13 protein-coding genes and 1 pseudogene are annotated in these 14,101 nt (G+C 69.4%); 5 read left to right on the top strand and 9 right to left on the bottom strand.

The features are described 5' to 3' along the window. Window positions 1-236: 236 nt before the first annotated feature. Complete coding sequence (locus ACFVJS_RS15600; RefSeq protein ID WP_378881789.1) at window positions 237-1,115, top strand: DnaJ domain-containing protein; 879 nt, start codon at window positions 237-239, stop codon at window positions 1,113-1,115. Here ACFVJS_RS15600 and ACFVJS_RS15595 read toward each other — a convergent pair. Next, complete coding sequence (locus tag ACFVJS_RS15595) at window positions 1,079-1,672, bottom strand: 2'-5' RNA ligase family protein (protein WP_378881786.1); 594 nt, start codon at window positions 1,670-1,672, stop codon at window positions 1,079-1,081. The genes ACFVJS_RS15600 and ACFVJS_RS15595 overlap by 37 nt on opposite strands. Window positions 1,673-1,718: 46 nt before the next feature. On the opposite strand from ACFVJS_RS15595, the gene ACFVJS_RS15590 reads away from it, so the two are divergent. Together ACFVJS_RS15590 and ACFVJS_RS15585 are read left to right on the top strand one after the other, a co-directional pair. Further along, complete coding sequence (locus tag ACFVJS_RS15590) at window positions 1,719-2,357, top strand: class I SAM-dependent methyltransferase (protein WP_378881783.1); 639 nt, start codon at window positions 1,719-1,721, stop codon at window positions 2,355-2,357. A 102-nt stretch (window positions 2,358-2,459) separates the two neighbouring features. Then, window positions 2,460-2,804, top strand: a pseudogene (locus tag ACFVJS_RS15585) (alcohol dehydrogenase catalytic domain-containing protein); the annotation flags it as partial. 21 nt (window positions 2,805-2,825) lie between these two features. Here ACFVJS_RS15585 and ACFVJS_RS15580 read toward each other — a convergent pair. After that, entirely contained in the window at window positions 2,826-3,026 is a 201-nt protein-coding gene (locus ACFVJS_RS15580; RefSeq protein WP_378881780.1) for a hypothetical protein, read from the bottom strand. Window positions 3,027-3,064: 38 nt separating this feature from the next. Between ACFVJS_RS15580 and ACFVJS_RS15575 the strand changes: the two genes are divergently transcribed. After that, complete coding sequence (locus ACFVJS_RS15575) at window positions 3,065-3,373, top strand: zinc-binding dehydrogenase (RefSeq protein ID WP_378881777.1); 309 nt, start codon at window positions 3,065-3,067, stop codon at window positions 3,371-3,373. 61 nt (window positions 3,374-3,434) lie between these two features. Here the strand turns inward: ACFVJS_RS15575 and ACFVJS_RS15570 are convergent, their stop codons facing one another. The 3 genes from ACFVJS_RS15570 to ACFVJS_RS15560 are packed head-to-tail and all read right to left on the bottom strand — an operon-like array spanning window position 3,435 to window position 6,573. Beyond that, a complete protein-coding gene (locus ACFVJS_RS15570) occupies window positions 3,435-4,541 on the bottom strand; it encodes a prenyltransferase (RefSeq protein WP_378881775.1) in 1,107 nt (368 codons plus the stop codon). Window positions 4,542-4,548: 7 nt separating this feature from the next. Further along, on the bottom strand, window positions 4,549-5,316 hold the full coding sequence (locus ACFVJS_RS15565; RefSeq protein WP_378881772.1) for a class I SAM-dependent methyltransferase: 768 nt from the start codon (window positions 5,314-5,316) through the stop codon (window positions 4,549-4,551). A 3-nt stretch (window positions 5,317-5,319) separates the two neighbouring features. Next, a complete protein-coding gene (locus ACFVJS_RS15560; protein WP_378881769.1) occupies window positions 5,320-6,573 on the bottom strand; it encodes a glycosyltransferase family 4 protein in 1,254 nt (417 codons plus the stop codon). A 129-nt stretch (window positions 6,574-6,702) separates the two neighbouring features. Here ACFVJS_RS15560 and ACFVJS_RS15555 point away from each other — a divergent pair, with 129 nt between their 5' ends. Then, window positions 6,703-7,323, top strand: a complete 621-nt coding sequence (locus ACFVJS_RS15555) for a DUF1707 domain-containing protein (RefSeq protein WP_378881766.1) — start codon at window positions 6,703-6,705, stop codon at window positions 7,321-7,323. On the opposite strand, the gene ACFVJS_RS15550 is transcribed toward ACFVJS_RS15555, so the two are convergent. The 4 genes from ACFVJS_RS15550 to uvrB all read right to left on the bottom strand — a co-directional run. Beyond that, window positions 7,320-8,885 carry a hypothetical protein gene (locus ACFVJS_RS15550; RefSeq protein ID WP_378881763.1) on the bottom strand — a complete coding sequence of 522 codons (1,566 nt, stop codon included), beginning with the start codon at window positions 8,883-8,885 and terminating at the stop codon, window positions 7,320-7,322. The genes ACFVJS_RS15555 and ACFVJS_RS15550 overlap by 4 nt on opposite strands. 65 nt (window positions 8,886-8,950) lie before the next feature. After that, window positions 8,951-10,249, bottom strand: a complete 1,299-nt coding sequence (locus ACFVJS_RS15545) for a nitrate/nitrite transporter (RefSeq protein ID WP_378881760.1) — start codon at window positions 10,247-10,249, stop codon at window positions 8,951-8,953. A 9-nt stretch (window positions 10,250-10,258) separates the two neighbouring features. Beyond that, window positions 10,259-11,884 carry an ArnT family glycosyltransferase gene (locus ACFVJS_RS15540; RefSeq protein ID WP_378881757.1) on the bottom strand — a complete coding sequence of 542 codons (1,626 nt, stop codon included), beginning with the start codon at window positions 11,882-11,884 and terminating at the stop codon, window positions 10,259-10,261. 244 nt (window positions 11,885-12,128) lie between these two features. Continuing rightward, window positions 12,129-14,101: excinuclease ABC subunit UvrB (gene uvrB / locus ACFVJS_RS15535; protein WP_378881753.1), on the bottom strand; the 1,973-nt coding region annotated here is incomplete at its 5' end.

The following is a 14,101-nucleotide window of genomic DNA, read 5'->3' as shown; positions in this document are numbered from 1 at the left end:
CAGTTGGTAGAGCGCAACCTTGCCAAGGTTGAGGTCGCGAGTTCGAGCCTCGTCGTCCGCTCCATCTCGAGGGCCGCCCCCACTGGGGCGGCCCTCGGTCATTTTCCCGTGGCGAAACCAGCATCTCGCCACGACTGCTCTAGGATTTCACTGCTCTTGGATTTCTTGAGCACCGGGTGTGGATGAGAGCCCAGGTCGAGGCCGACAACCGAAGGACTGTGCGTGGGGGGCGTTGAGTGAGCGGGAAGTTCATCGACGCCTACTCCGTCCTCCAGATCGGTCCGGACGCGGATGATGCGGCCGTGCGTGCACGCCACCGGGAGCTCGCGAAGCAGTTCCACCCCGACCGCGGCGGCCGTGCCGCCGACGGCGAGCTGATGATGCGCATCAACCGCGCGCGCGACGTGCTGCTCGATCCGGGCGCCCGGGCGACCCTCGACGAGGAGCTCGCGCGTCGCCGCAGAGCGGCCGGTCCCGCGAAGGACACCAAGCCGGAGGCCTCTTCGGCCACCCCGCCGCTCAGCCGCGACCGGCGCTGGCGGGCCGAGTGGGGCAGCCGAGCTCCCTGGACCGCCCCGCCCGCGGGCAGCAGCTCACCGGGGCCGGTGCCGCCGCCGCCCGCTCGTGTGCGCCCCTCGGCCAGCCGCCTGCGTCAGGCCACCCGACAGGCTCGGGCGGCCAACCCGGCCTTGTCCGCCCGGCTGCGGCCCGCGGCCCCGAAGCCCCCTCGCGCGGCACCGGAAGCGCCTCGTCCGCAGGACACCGTCCAGCCGGCCGCGAACCCGCAGGTCACGAAGCCCCAACCGGCCAGTCCGCAGCCTGCCAGCCCGCAGCCGACGACTCCACCGCCTGCGGCCGCGGCGCCCAAGAAGCCGTCGAACGCCTGGTCGCTCTACTCGGTGCCGCTCGACGGCGTCTCCGTCGCGTCCCTGATCTCGAGCGTGCTGCTGTGCGGCCCGCTCGGGTTCATCCTCGGCATCATCGGCCTCGCGCGCACGGCCGACGACAAGCGTCGCGGCCGCTGGGCCGCGGTCGCGGGCATCGCCATCAGCAGCCTGACGATGCTCGTCGTCATCGGCTACGTGATGCAGGCGATGTCCGCACCTGCGCCCTGACACCGGCTCACCCCGCCCAGCGGCCACTCCGCGATCACCCGACAACCGTGGTTCGCGTACCACTGCAGGCTGATCCGGTCCGCGCGGCACCGCGCGGGGAGGAACGGCGCCAGCGACGTACGTGTCGAGTCGAGGCCGACTCCCCCGGCGAGGTGGTCGACGGTCAGGTGCGGCAGCGGCTCGAAGAGCCCCGCATAGGGCGGGCACTGCGGGAACGCCGCGCTCAGCTCGGCGGTCAGCGCCGCGAACGGGCCCGCCGGCTCCGGGTGGAGATAGATCGTGCCGCCGGCGAAGACGCGGACGTCCTCGAGCACGAAGTCGAACGCCACGGCCGCGGACGCGATCTTCTCGACCCGCTCCAGATCCTCGCTCGCGGGTGAGGCGAGGAACGGCGCGAGCAGCGTGATGTGCGCGTGCACGAACGCCGGGTCGGTCGACACGAACGAGTCGTCGTAGTGCCGCGTCCGCTCGAGGACGTACGTCTCCAGCTCGGGCACCGGGATGACCAGCACCGAGTGCCCGGTCGATGCCGTTGCGGTCACCTCGGTGTTCGTCATGGACCGGATTGTCGCCGACGTGCCACGGCTCGGCTAGGGTGCCCGGGTGTCTACGCCTGAGATGCCCGCGGATCTGCTCAAGCACGCTCTCGATGCCACCGGGTTCATGCCTCCCGAGGAGGGCATCGCGCTGTTCGAGTACGCCGCGGAGCGGCTGCCGCACGGGCCTGCGGTCGAGATCGGCACCTACTGCGGGAAGTCGTCTGTCTATCTCGGTGCCGCCGCGAAGCTGACCGGTGGCACGGTGTTCACCGTCGACCACCACCACGGCAGCGAGGAGAACCAGGCCGGCTGGGAGCACCACGACACGACCCTGGTCGACGAGCGCACCGGGCGCCTGGACACGCTCCCGACCTTCCGCCGCACGATCGAGCAGGCCGGCCTCGAGGACGTGGTGGTCGCCGTGATCGGTGCCTCGACGACCGTGAGCCGCTGGTGGACCACGCCGGTCTCGTTCCTGTTCATCGACGGCGGCCACGGCGTCGAGCCCGCCCAGCAGGACTATCGCGGCTGGGCCCCGAAGGTCATGCCCGGCGGCCTCCTCCTGGTCCACGACGTGTTCCCCGACCCCGCCGACGGCGGCCGGCCGCCGTACGAGGAGATCTACCTCCCCGCGCTCGCCTCGAAGCAGTTCGAGGAGATCGACGCGGTCGGCTCTCTGCGCGTCCTACGCCGGCTCGGCTGATGCCGCACCCCGGGTTACCTCCAGGTGCGGTGGGCACTTTGAAGTGCCCACTTCCCAATAGAAAGTAACTCTCGCATAGTTCTATGCGTGAGCAAACGAGAGATGATGCGAGCCGTCGTGGCTCGCGGCTACGGTGGGCCCGAGGTCCTGCAGGTCGTCGAGGTGGACAGGCCGACGCCGGGCGCCGGTCAGGTCCGTATCAAGGTGAGGGCCGCGACCGTCAACCCGGTCGATCTGGCAACCCGGTCGGGCGCGTTGGTCGAGGCGGGGCTCATGGCGCCACGGGAGACCACTGGCATCGGTTGGGATGTCGCCGGCGAGATCGATGAACTGGGGCCGGGCGTCGACAGGTTCGCTGTGGGGCAGGAGGTGATCGGCCTGCGGGACCTGCTCGACGTGTCACTCGGCGCGTACGCGGACTATGTCGTACTGGACTCCGATGCGGTCGCCGCGGCCCCACCCGGGCTGTCAGCGGTCGAAGCCGCCACCTTGCCGCTCAACGGCCTGACCGCTGCTCAGTCGCTCGATCAGCTCCAGCTGAACGAGGACGACACCCTCCTGGTGACCGGAGCCACAGGCGCCGTCGGCGGCTTCGCCGTCCAGCTGGCATCGCAACAGGGCGTGCGGGTCATCGCCCAGGGCAGTGACACCGACTTCCTGCGCTCGCACGGTGGGTTCTCCCACGCGACGCCGACCTCGCGGGCGAGGTGCGGCGGCTCGTCCCTGGCGGCGCGCATGCAGGAGTGGACACCTCCGGCGCCGGTATCCGCGCTCTCGCCGCGATCCGGAATCGCGGTCGATTCGTCACCGTCGTCGGCGGTCAGCCCCCGGTTCCTCTGCGCGGCATCACCGTCCACCAGGAATGGATCCACGCAGATGGGGACGCTCTTGCCCGCATCACGCGACAGAAGCTCAGCGCCCGCGTCGCCGACACTCTTCCGTTGCACAGAGCCGCCGAGGCTCACGCGCGCCTCGCCTCCGGTCGGCTCTCCGGGCGTCTCGTGCTGGTGCCGTGAACCGAGCATCTCGGGCATGGCACACCCGCGAAGCGCCGGTCTGAGCAACGGCACAGACCGGTTAACCGGGTATCCCTGCCGAGCTCGTCTCGCACCCGCACTCCAGCGCCAGCTCCTCGAACGGAGCGGCGAGGGAGGTGCCGCGCATGATGCCGGAGCCCGGGGTGGAGCCGCCGTAGCGCTCGCCGAGGGCGTCCGCAGCCAGGATGACAGCCGCGGCGGTGAAGGTGGAGTGCTCCTCGGGCCAGAAGGCGTTGGGGTTCGGGTTGGGGTAGTCGGGCGACTCGTAGACCCAGCCGGTCCAGTAGCCGCCGTCGTCGGCGCGCATGTGCTGCATGTCCCTCAGCAGCCCCAGCGCCCGGCGGTGGTCGCCGAGGTTGTCGAGCGCCATCACCAGCTCACAGGTCTCCGCGCCAGTCACCCACGGGTTGGTGTCGACGCAGAGGGCGCCGAGGCCGGGACGTACGAAGTGGTCCCAGCGCGACTCGATCAAATCCAGCCCGGCGGCACCGGTGACGGCACCACCGAGGACCGGGTAGTACCAGTCCATCGAGTGGTGCGACTTGTCCTCGAACGAGTCGCGGTGGTGACGCAAGGCATGGCCGAGGCGGCCGCCGACGATCTCCCACTCCGGCTGCGGGTCGTCCATCAGGTCGGCCAGGGCGACGCCGGCGCGCAGCGACTGGTAGATCGAGGACGACCCGGTGAGCAGCGCGAACGGGTCGCGTGTGGTCCACGCGATCCCGCCGAACGGCAGCTGCAGCCCGACCACGAAGTCCAGCCCGGCGCGTACGGAGGGCCAGTGCCGCTCCACGAACGCCCGGTCACGCCGGATCAGCCAGTGGTGCCAGAGCCCGACCGCGAAGTAAGCGGACATGTTGGACTCGCCGATGGTCTCCACCGGCGCCCCGGCGACGATCTTCATCGGCCACGAGCCGTCGGCGTTCTGCAGGGTCGGAATCCACGAGTACGCGGCCTCGGCCTCCTCCACCAGACCACCGACGAGCAGGCCCATGGCTGCCTCGACGTGGTTCCAGATGTCGGTGTGCTGGCCCGGGACCCACGGGATCGCGCCGGACGACTCCTGGGCGCGGGCGATCGACCCGGCAGTGGCCGCGATCTGGGTAGGGGTCAGCACCCCGTCGACGTACGGGATCTCGACTCTCATCCGAGGATCAGCCGGCCGAGGTCGGGTCCGAGGCGACGGGGCCCGGCTTGCGGAAGTAGAGCACCATGCTCTTGCCGATCACCGGGTCCAGGACCTTCCCGGCGAGCCGCAGCGGCAGCGGGTTCTTCATGATCTCCCAGACCAGGACCTGGTGGTAGGCCTTCACCAGCGGGTGCTTGTCGTTGTCGACGCCGACGGCCGACTTCAGCCACCAGTAGGGCGCGTGCAGGCCGTGGGCGTAGGACTTGCCCTCGAAGATCATCGCGTCACCCGGGGTGCCGTCGTTGGGCCGGCCCGCCTTGGTGACCTTGTCGATGAGCTCGTGGTCGGTGTAGATGCGGATGTGGCCGCCGGTGGTGTTGTGGTAGTCCGCGGAGAGCTTCCAGTTGACGACCTCGGGCAGCCAGCGCGGCACCGAGATGGCCAGTGTGCCGCCCGGGCGGAGCACCCGGACAAGCTCCTTGATCGCGTCGACGTCGTGGTGGATGTGCTCGAGCACCTCGGCTGCCACGATCCGGTCGAACTCACCGTCGGCGAAGGGCAGCGACAGCGCGTCGCCCTCCTTGACCTCCGCGTTGGCTCCAGCGGGGACCTCGTCACGCATCGCGAAGAACCACTCGGAGACCTTGGCGAGCTCCTCGGCGTCCTGGTCGAACGCGATCACGTCGGCACCGCGGCGGTACATCTCGAAGGCGTGCCGGCCGCCGCCGGCGCCCATGTCGAGCACGCGCTCCCCTGCCTTCAGGCCAAGGCGGTCGAAATCAACGGTGAGCACGGCTCACTTCCTTTCCTTCGAGAACTCATCGATCGTCTGCTGGTAGAGCGCGGTCATCCGCTCGGCGACGGCGTGCCAGGAGAAGTGCTCCTCGACCCGGGCGCGCCCGGCGGCCGAGTAGCGGGCCCGGCGCTCGGGGTCGTCGAGCAGCGCGGCGATGGCCTGCTCGAGCTCCTCCGTGTCGCCCGGGGTGACCTGCTTCGCGCACAGGTCGTCAGGTCCGACGACCTCTGGGATCGCGCCGGCGCGGGAGACGACGAGCGGGGTGCCGCAGGCCATCAGCTCGGCGGTCGGCAGCGAGAAGCCCTCGTAGAGCGAGGGCACGCAGGCGATCTCCGCCGAGCCCATCAGCTCCACGAGCTCGGCGTCAGAGATGCCGTGGACGAAACGTACGTGGTCCTTGATCGCCAGCTTCTCGACGAGCTGCTCGGTCGGCCCGTCCTTCTTGGGCTTGGAGACCAGCACCAGCTCCAGATCACGCTCGGTGCGCAGCTTGGCGAACGCCTCGAGCAGGAAAGCGATGCCCTTCAGCGGGGCGTCGGCGCTGGCCATGGCCAGGATCCGGCCCTGGACACGGGGGCCGGTCGGCGGGACGAACTCCTCGGGCACGCCGAGGTGCACGGTCTGCACACGCTCGGAGGGGACGCCGAAGTCGGTCAGGATGTCGCGCTTGGAGTTGTCGGAGGGTGTGATCACGTGACGCAGCTGCGCCGCGACCTTCGCCTGCATCTTCACGAACGAGTACCAGCGCCAGACGCCGAACTTCTTCTTCCAGCCCTGGGCGCTCTCGAGCTCGATGCGCCGGTCGAAGGAGATCGGGTGGTGGATCGTGGTCACCAGCGGCAGCCCGAGGTCGGACTCGATGCCCAGCAGGGGCGTGGCCAGCGTCTGGTTGTCGTGGACGATGTCGAAGTCGTCCTTGCGCTCCTTCAGCACCTTGACCACGCGCTTGGCGAAGGTCAGCGGCTCGGGGAAGGCGCCGGTGCGCATCCGCGCCCACTCCTCGACGTCGACCAGGTCGCGGATCTCGGAGAGCTTCGGGTTGCCGAACGGGTTGGGCTCCTCGTAGAGGCCCAGGCTCGGCACCTTGGTGAGGGTCACCCCCTCCCCCTCGAGATCGAGCTCGGGATAGGGCTGTCCGGAGAAGACCTCGACGGTGTGCCCCAGCTTGGCGAGCTCTCGACTCAGATGGCGGATATAGACGCCTTGACCGCCGACGTGCGGCTTGCTGCGATACGACAGCAGAGCGATCCGCATCCGCCACCTCCCTCGAAACCAGGCTGAACAAAACTAGAACGTGTTCTATACTAGCAGGTAGCCAGCGCCAGTCACTCTAATGCAGGCGCTTCAACAGACGGTGTCGGGCTTGGCGTCTAGGCTGGTGGTGTGGAGGGTTTCTGGACCCGGTTCCGCCTCGACCCGAGGCAGGCCGACAACGCACACATGCGCGCCTCCGATGCCGATCGGGAGGTCGTACGCACCGTCCTGACCGACGCGTTCGCCGACGGCAGGCTCACCCGCGAGGAGCACGAGGAGCGCGTCGGCACCCTGCTCGAGGCCCGTACGCTCGGTGAGCTGCCCGCACTCGTCGACGATCTGGTGGTCGTGTCGCCGGTTCCGGCGGAGGTCGCGGAGAACCTGCCCGAGGCACCCAGCTTCCGCGAGCAGGGAGCGGCCGCCTACCGCAAAGAGCTCCAGGAGGCGCTCGCCACCTTCTTGATGGTCAGCCTCATCACCTGGGGCATCTGGGCGTTCACCACCGCCCCCGACGGCCATCCCTGGCCGCTCTACCCGATGCTCTTCCTGGTCGTGAACCTCGTCGGCACCGGCGTACGCCGCGAGGCGATCGTGGAGCGCGAGGTGCAGCGCCTCGAGAAGAAGGCCGCCAAGAAGGCGGCGAAGAAGGCCGCGCGGGCCGAGATCGAGGCGGCCCCCGAGACTGCCGCCCCGATCCTCGACCCGCCGGCGGAACAGTCCGAGAAGGACCGGCCCGCCGAGCCCTCCTAGCGGTTGGTCGCCAGCTGACCGGCACGCCCTGAGTCGGCCGCTGGACATGTGGTCGGCGTGAAGACCTCCGGCCGCAGCCGGCGGCGCAGCTGCGCGGTGACGTACGCAGCGACGGCGAACATCACCAGGTCGGCCGCGATGAGGGCGACCAGCCAGGAGGCGTCGGCCGGCCCGTCGATCCGCTGCTGGATGTGGAGGTGGGCGATCATCGCCGAGACGATGAACCCGACACCGGCGTAGAGGGTGATGCGCAGGTCCACCCCCTGCTCGTCGGCACCGGTCACCCAGCGGCGGCCGACGCGCAGGATGGCGAGCGAGGTCAGCGCCGCGATCACCGGCAGGAACGGCACTGCGTAGCGGGCGTGGATCCAGCCGCCGCCGGCGTGGAACGAGGCCAGGTTGACGATGATGATCACGCAGTAGATCCCCATCAGCGCGCGCACGGCGAGCTCGAGGCGCCGCTCCAGGAGCGTCGGCTCCGGCCCCGGGATCACGACACGGCGCATCACCCCGTCCGGCCGTGGCCGGGCCTTCGCGTTGGCGTCGAGCACCAGGCCGGTGACGGTGACGACGAGCGTCGCCGCGGCGGCGACGATCCAGATCTTCGGGATCACGTCGTCCGCCCACAACGAGCCGTACAGGTGCAGGTAGAGCTGGGGGTTGACCAGCTGGAACAGCGTGTCGCCGTGGGTCTGCCGGGAGAACTTCTCGAAGAGCGCCGCGGAGGCGGTCGGGTCGCCGTAGAGCACGATGTTGCGTACGTAGAACCAGCCGATCACGATCACCGGCGCCAGTCCGATCCGGACCGCGAGGAGCACACCGCGGCGGAACGTACGCATGGTCGGGTCGCGCAGCCACAGCGCGGCGAGCACGCAGCCACCGAGCACGAGCACCGCCACCAGGCCGGTCGAGCGGAAGCTGGCCGCCGCGACGCCGGCGATCGTCGCCCAGACCAGCCGGTCGCGGGTGACGCCCTCGCGGATCATCCGGAACCCGAGCAGCAGCGTCAGCGAGGCCGCGACCGTGCCCCAGCCGTCGTTGTAGATCGCGCCGCCGTCGTAGGTCACCGCGCCGCAGCCGAGCACCATCGCCGCAGCGAGCACGGGGACCACCCGACGCCTGGGCACCAGCTCGCGCGCGAGCAGCCCGACCAGGATGATGCTCAGGGCGTAACCGAGCGCGTTGAGCAGCCGCAGCCCCAGCAGCGTGACCCCGACCCCTGCCGCACCGCCGACCGCGTCGCCGAGCCAGACCAGCGGCAGGCTCATCACGTAGAACAGCGGCGGGTGGTTGGCGACCCAGATGTCGCGACGGGGCTCGTCGAGCCCGAAGAGCGCCTCGGCGAACTGCGGATAGCGCACCGGGTCGGCCGGGGTGTTCGTGTCGATCGTCGGCAGCACGCCCTGGGACAGCACGATGGCGTACGCCGCGTGCTGCTTCTCGTCGGCCTTCAGCAGCGGCGGCATCCCGATCGCGTACTGCGCGCTCATCGCGAAGCCGAGCACCCCCAGCAGGAGCAGGCATACGGTCACCTGGGACAGCGAGCGCGTGGGCGAAGGCACCACGACAAGCTAGTGGGCCGGGGTGCCGTCCAGGTGACGAGCGGGCAAACGGTGACGATCGGTTTTCAGTCGGCGACCATCGAGGAGCCGGCGGCGACCTGCTCTCGGGTCGTACGCCGCCGCACATCGCGCCGGTGTCGCCAGATCTGCGTCACGCCGAGGCCCCAGAAGAGGTACTGCACCGACATCGCCCAGCGGAACGCCTCCGGCGTGTAGGAGGTCGAGGCCCCCGGCGTACGCCAGTCGAGGATCCAGCCGACCAGCACGATCACCAGCAGCGCGGCGACGAAGCCGCCCTGGTTGATGATCCCGCTGGCGCTCGCCAGCCGCGCGGGCGGGTTGCTGGTGCGGCCGACGTCGAAGCCGATCATGGAGGCGGGTCCGCCGAAGCCGACCACGCACATCAGGAGGAGCAGGACCGGCAGCGGCGCCTCGCCTGGCCAGGCGAGCACGAGGGTCCACACAGACACCAAGGCAGCGATCATCGTCAGCGCCACGGTCGAGCGGTGCCACGGGTGGCGTCCGGCGAGCACGCCCATCACCGGACCCGCGGCCAGGGCGGCGACGACGATGACCGAGAGCAACGTGCCGGCGAGGGGGTCGGAGAGCCCTTCGGAGGTCACCAGGAACGGGAAGCCCCACAGCAACCCCATCAGGTGGGAGCTGAACGGGGTGGAGAAGTGGATCCAGAAACCCAGGCGGGTGCCGGGCTGGTACCAGGACGCTCTCAAGCTACGGCCGAGCTCGCGTGGCTTGAGGGAGGTGCCTCGCCGGTGCCGGTCCCCGGGGCCGTCATGGACGAAGAGGCGCAGCAGCACGAGAAGCACCGGGCCGATCAGCGCGGCCGTGAGGTAGGCCCGGGTCCAGCCGAGGTGGCCGAGCGCCCAGGTCATGGGAACCGCTGCCGCGATCGCGCCCAGCTGTCCGACGGTGCCGGTCAGCTGGCTGACCAGTGGCACCTTGCGGGCCGGGAACCACGACGGCACCAGTCGGAGCACGCAGATGAACGTCATCGCGTCGCCCATCCCGACGAACGTACGCGCCAGCAGGGCCAGCGGGTAGGAGTCCGCGAACGCGAATCCCGCCTGAGCGACCGCCAGGATCAGCGCGCCGGCGGAGAGGACCGTACGCGAGCCGAACCGGTCGACCAGCAGTCCGACCGGCACCTGCATGAGGGCATAGACGAGCAACTGCAGCATGACGAAGGTCGCCAGCTGCCCGGCGCCGATCCCGAAGCGCTCCGTCGCCACCAGACCGGCCACCGCGAGGCTGCTGCGATGGAAGACGGCCAAGCCGTAGACCGCGAGGGCGATGCCCCACACGACCCAGGCTCGTGTTGTCTGCTGGGGACCGTGCTCATTCACATAGTGAGGCTACTTTGCCTGCAGGCCCGTCGAGGCGTGGGTGTCCTGTCGTGGACGCGCGATCTCGGTCACAGACGCCGCGAGGGTGCGAGGAGCGTCGAACGTGCCGGGCCGCATCCGGCGCCGCAGCTCGGTGGCGACGTACGCGGCGACCGCGAACATCACCAGGTCGGCCGCCACCAGGGCGACCAGCGCGAAGGTGCTGCTGACCGGCCCGTCGACGTACTGCTCGGTGTCGAGGTGGCACACCAGGCCGACGACCATGAACGCCAGCGAGACGCCGAGCCCGATCCGCAGGTCACGCGCCTCGTCGAGCGCGGTCCCGCCCGTGGTCGGGCCGGTAGGAACCCGCAGCGGCAGGAGACGTCCCAGGCGGAGCGCTGCGATCCCGGCCCCCGCGGCGAGGAACGGCAGGAACGGCACCGCGTAGCGCGCGTGGATCCAGCCGCCACCGGCGATGAACCCGGCCACGTTGACCAGGATCAGCAGACAGTAGCCGCCCAGGAGCGCCCAGATCGCCACGTCTTGGCGGTGCTGCATCGTGCTCTGTGGGGCGAGCCGGATGCGCCGCAGGACCCCCGTGCTGCGCGGGTTGGCCTTCGCGGCGGCGTCGAGGACCAGGCCGACCAGAGTGAGCGTCAGCACGATGGCGGCCGCCTGGCTCCAGTGGTTCGCGATGTTGCCGTCTGTCCACAGGCTGCCGAGGAGGTGACCGTAGAACTCCGGGTTGACCAGCTGGAAGAGCGTGGTGCCGTTCGGCTCGCGCCCGAACTTCTCGAAGAGCGAGCTCGACGCGGTCGGGTCGCCGTAGATCTGGATGTTGCGCACGTAGAACCAGCCGAACACGACCACCGGTGCCATCCCGATGCACGCCGCGATCCCGACGGCGCGCCAGAAGGTGCTGCGCAGGAAGGTACGCAGCGACGGCTCGCGCAGCCACATGGCGACCAGCACGCAGGCGCCGAGGAAGAGGACCGCCACCAGCCCCGTCGAGCGGAAGCCGGCGGCCGCCACCCCGACCGCGGCCGCGGCGATGAGGCGCTCGCGGGTCACACCCTGCCGGATCATCCGGAAACCGAGGTAGAGCGTCATGAACGCCGCCGCCGAGGACCAGCCGTCGTTGTAGATGCCGCCGCCCACGAACGTCATGGCGCCGCATCCGATGCACATCGCCGAGGCGATCACCGGCACTGCCGGCCGCCGTGGCACCAGCTCACGCGCCAGCAGGCCGACCATGATCGTGGTCAGGGCGAAACCGAGGGCGTTGAGCAGCCGCATCCCCAGCAGCGTCAGTCCCGGTGAGCCGACCGCATCACCGAGCCAGACCAGCGGCAGGCTCATCACGTAGAACAGCGGCGGATGGTTGGCGACCCAGATGTCACGGTGGGCCTCGTCCGCCCCGAAGAGACTCTCGGCCAGCTGCGGGTAGCGCGCCGGGTCATCGGGGATGTCGGTGTCGATCGTCGGCAGCGTCCCTTGGGAGAGCGCCACAGCGTACGCGGCGTGAGCGCGCTCGTCGGCCTTGAACAGGGGCGGCATCGCGATCGCCACCTGGGCGCTCATCGCGAAGCCGAGCACGCCCAGCAGCAGGACGCAGATCGTGGACTGAGACATGGAGACCCGCGGAACAGACACGATTCCGACCGTAACGCGCGAAACTGACGTAACACACGGGCCACGGCTCACGGGCGGTGAACAGAGCGCGACGGGCAGGTGAGCGGTTGTCGACGCAGGTTGTTCGTGGTGCGTCGTTCGCGAAAGCGACTACTTCGTCGCCAGCGCGCTCGCTTCGCTCGCGCGCAGCTCCTCGTTCGTCGGGAGCCGGCGTAAACCCTAGAGGGCGCCTTCGGCGCGGAGAGGGCTTACGCCGCCTCCCTCCTCACTTCGTCGCTTCCATCATCTGCCGCAGCTCCTTCTTGAGCTCGGAGATCTCGTCACGCAGCCGGGCGGCGACCTCGAACTGGAGCTCGGCGGCAGCGCCCTTCATCTGGTCGGTGAGGTCGCCGATGAGCTGAGCGAGGTCGGAGGACGGGAGGCCGACGAGGCCGCGTTCGCGGGCCTCGCGGGCGGCGTCGCCGAGCATCGGCGTCGGGGACTTCGCGGTCGTCTTGCCGGCGCGGCCCTTGGCCTCGGTGCCGGCCCAGGTGTTGAGCAGCTCCTGGGTGGACTCGTCCTCGCGGGCGAGCATGTCGGTGATGTCGGCGATCTTCTTGCGCAGCGGCTGCGGGTCGATGCCGTTGGCCTCGTTGTAGGCGATCTGGATCGCCCGGCGGCGGTTGGTCTCCTCGATCGCCGACTCCATGGAGGGGGTGATCTTGTCGGCGTACATGTGCACCTGGCCGGAGACGTTTCGGGCGGCACGACCGATGGTCTGGATCAGCGACTTGTCCGAACGCAGGAAGCCCTCCTTGTCGGCGTCCAGGATCGAGACCAGCGAGACCTCCGGGAGGTCGAGACCCTCGCGGAGCAGGTTGATGCCGACGAGGACGTCGTACTCCCCCAGCCGCAGGTCGCGGAGGAGCTCGATCCGCTTGAGGGTGTCGACCTCGGAGTGGAGGTATCTGGTGCGGATCCCGGCGTCGAGCAGGTAGTCGGTGAGGTCTTCGGACATCTTCTTGGTGAGCGTGGTGACCAGGACTCGCTCGTTCTTGGCGACCCGGTCGTTGATCTCACCGATCAGGTCGTCGATCTGACCCTTGGTCTGCTTGATGATCACCTCGGGGTCGACCAGGCCGGTCGGGCGGATGATCTGCTCGACGGTGTCGCCGCCGACCTTGTCGAGCTCATAGTCGCCAGGCGTCGCGGAGAGGTAGATCGTCTGACCGATCCGGTCGAGGAACTCCTCCCACTTCAGCGGACGGTTGTCCTGGGCGCTCGGCAGCCGGAAGCCGTGCTCGACCAGGTTGCGTTTGCGGGACATGTCGCCCTCGTACATCCCACCGACCTGGGGGACCGCGACGTGGGACTCGTCGATGACGAGGACGAAGTCCTCCGGGAAGTAGTCGAGCAGGCAGTTGGGCGCCGAGCCACGCTCGCGGCCGTCGATGTGCATCGAGTAGTTCTCGATCCCCGAGCACGAGCCGACCTGCCGCATCATCTCGATGTCGTAGGTCGTACGCATCCGCAGCCGCTGCGCCTCGAGCATCTTGCCCTGCTTCTCGAAGGCGCTCAGCTGCTGCTCGAGCTCGGCTTCGATGCCGTTGATCGCGCGCTCCATGCGCTCGGGACCGGCCACGTAGTGGGTCGCGGGGAAGACGTAGAGCTCCTGGTCCTCGGTGAGCACCTCGCCGGTGACCGCGTGCAGTGTCATCAGCCGCTCGATCTCGTCGCCGAAGAACTCGATCCGGACCGCGTGCTCCTCGTAGACCGGGAAGATCTCCAAGGTGTCGCCGCGCACCCGGAACGTGCCGCGGGTGAAGGAGAGGTCGTTGCGGGTGTATTGGATCTCCACCAACCGCCGCAGGATCGAGTCGCGGTCGTGCTCCTCCCCCACCCGCAGCCGGATCATCCGGTCGACGTACTCCTGCGGGGTGCCGAGACCGTAGATGCACGACACCGTGCTGACCACGATCACGTCGCGCCTGGTCAGCAGCGAGTTGGTGGCCGAGTGGCGCAGCCGCTCGACCTCCTCGTTGATCGAGGAGTCCTTCTCGATGTAGGTGTCGGTCTGGGGGACGTACGCCTCAGGCTGGTAGTAGTCGTAGTAGGAGACGAAGTATTCGACCGCGTTGTCGGGGAAGAGCTGGCGAAGCTCGTTGGCGAACTGGGCGGCGAGGGTCTTGTTGGGCTGCAGCACCAGCATCGGGCAGGACGGCATGGTGGAGATGATCCGCCGCCAGGTCGCCGAGGGCC

Origin of the sequence: Nocardioides sp. NPDC057772, assembly GCF_042798075.1 — a bacterium.
Classification (GTDB): domain Bacteria; phylum Actinomycetota; class Actinomycetes; order Propionibacteriales; family Nocardioidaceae; genus Nocardioides.
Note: the sequence above shows the minus strand (reverse complement) of the source record. Positions and strands in the feature narration are given on the sequence as shown.

Bases quoted from the DNA above. Each gene is read 5' to 3' on its own strand.
- ACFVJS_RS15570 (WP_378881775.1), bottom strand. From the start codon at position 4,541: ATGAGAGTCGAGATCCCGTACGTCGACGGGGTGCTGACCCCTACCCAG.
- ACFVJS_RS15560 (WP_378881769.1), bottom strand. From the start codon at position 6,573: ATGCGGATCGCTCTGCTGTCGTATCGCAGCAAGCCGCACGTCGGCGGT.
- ACFVJS_RS15595 (WP_378881786.1), bottom strand. From the start codon at position 1,672: ATGACGAACACCGAGGTGACCGCAACGGCATCGACCGGGCACTCGGTG.